Origin of the sequence: Tardiphaga sp., from assembly GCF_041424195.1 — a bacterium.
GTDB lineage: Bacteria > Pseudomonadota > Alphaproteobacteria > Rhizobiales > Xanthobacteraceae > Tardiphaga.
The window spans coordinates 1-1,647 of record NZ_JBGMOE010000082.1 but is presented as its reverse complement, the minus strand read 5'-3'; the positions used below and the strand labels follow the sequence as shown (position 1 = coordinate 1,647).

General features: G+C 62.5%; 1 protein-coding gene. It reads left to right on the top strand.

Going from position 1 to position 1,647, the window contains the following annotated elements; genetic code table 11:
- The first annotated feature begins 110 nt into the window (after positions 1-110).
- Positions 111-1,481, top strand: coding sequence for an IS1380 family transposase (locus ACEK02_RS13310; protein WP_371422164.1), 1,371 nt, complete (start codon positions 111-113; stop codon positions 1,479-1,481).
- The last annotated feature ends 166 nt before the right edge of the window (positions 1,482-1,647 follow it).

The window sequence follows — 1,647 nt, the reverse complement described above, 5'->3', positions numbered from 1 at the left end:
TAGCCCGTCTTATTCACCGAGGGGCACCTGACTGGTTGGCGGGAGTGGCATAAAGCATTGGCTTATTGTAGGAAATTGGCGTCCAAACCAGTCCTGCAACGAGGCACAAAATGCCACAAGCCACCCCCACCGGGAGCGACGATAGCGCGACCCGATTTTCGTTTCCAGCGGCACATCGCAAGAAGATCACGGCGGCCTTTGACGGTGGCCGGTTGACCTCGGACGGTGGCGTGCTGTTGCTGGCCCAGGCCGAGCGTAGCATGGGCATTTGCGATCAGCTTGGTGGTTGCATTGCCGACCGGCGCGATCCTACGCGGGTGATCCACACGTTGCCCGATATTCTGCGGGCGCGTATTTTTGCGATCTGCTGCGGTTATGAAGACGCCGACGATCTCGACACGCTGCGCGACGATCCCGGCTTTCGCCTGGCGCTTGGCAAGTTGCCGGGGGCAGGCGCGGGTCTGGTCAGCCAACCGACCATGAGCCGCTGGGAAAACGCCCCGACGACCCGCGAATTGGTGCGCATGATGGCGGCGATGATCGGCATCTACTGCTCCAGCTATCCGGACGAACCTGCGGCGGTGACGCTGGATATCGACGACACGTGTGATGTGGTTCATGGCTATCAGCAGCTATCGTTCTGGAACGGTCATCACGGCGAGCGCTGTTTTTTGCCGATCCATGTCTACGACACGGCGACGGGACGCCCGGTGGCGATGCTGCTGCGCACCGGCAAGACGCCATCAGGCAAAGAGGCCGCAGGGCACATACGACGGCTGTTCCGCCATATCCGCAAGCATTGGCCCACCACCCACATCACAATCCGGGGTGACGGGCACTATGGCCGACCCGAAGTGATGGACTTTTGCGAAGCGAACGGGATCGACTATGTCCTTGGCCTGCCGACCAACGCGGTGCTGCGGGTCGATCCCACGATCGTGACTGCGGCCGATGCCTGCGCGACACAGCGGGCCGAAGAGGATCGCCCGGTCCTGCGCCTCTTTGCCGAGACCCGCTACGCAGCGAAAAGCTGGAAACATCAGCGTCGCGTCGTCGCCAGGATCGAGGCGAGCACCATGGGCATGGATATCCGCACTGTCGTCACCTCGCTGACCGCACCCGGCCCCGAGGACACATATGAGGTCCACTATTGCGCGCGGGGCAATGCCGAGAACCTGATCAAGTTGCACAAGAGCCAGCTTTCCAGCGACCGCACATCATGCCGGTCGGCCAACGCAAACCAGATGCGCCTGATCCTGCACACTGCCGCGTACTGGCTTATGTGGCGCGTCCAGCAGGCCATCCCGAAGGGCGCCGCGCTCGCCACCGCCGAGTTCGCCACAATGCGCGGGCGTCTCCTCAAAATCGCCGCCCGCGTCATCGAAACCGCCACCCGCATCCGGGTTGCCTTCGCTTCCGCCTGTCCCGACGCTCACCTGTTCCGGTCGATCGCAACCGCGCTCAAGCCCGCGCCTGCATAGTCAACGCGGCCGTGCCGCCGAGAGCCCAAACCCACCCCTTCAACCCCGCAAACCCATAGAACTCTGCGATGAAAAAGGCGCAATGATGGCGTTCGGTCCGTTGACGCGCATGGAACTACCGCCAATCTGTTGGCCTCAGGATCCGCACCGTCATGAATAAGAGAGG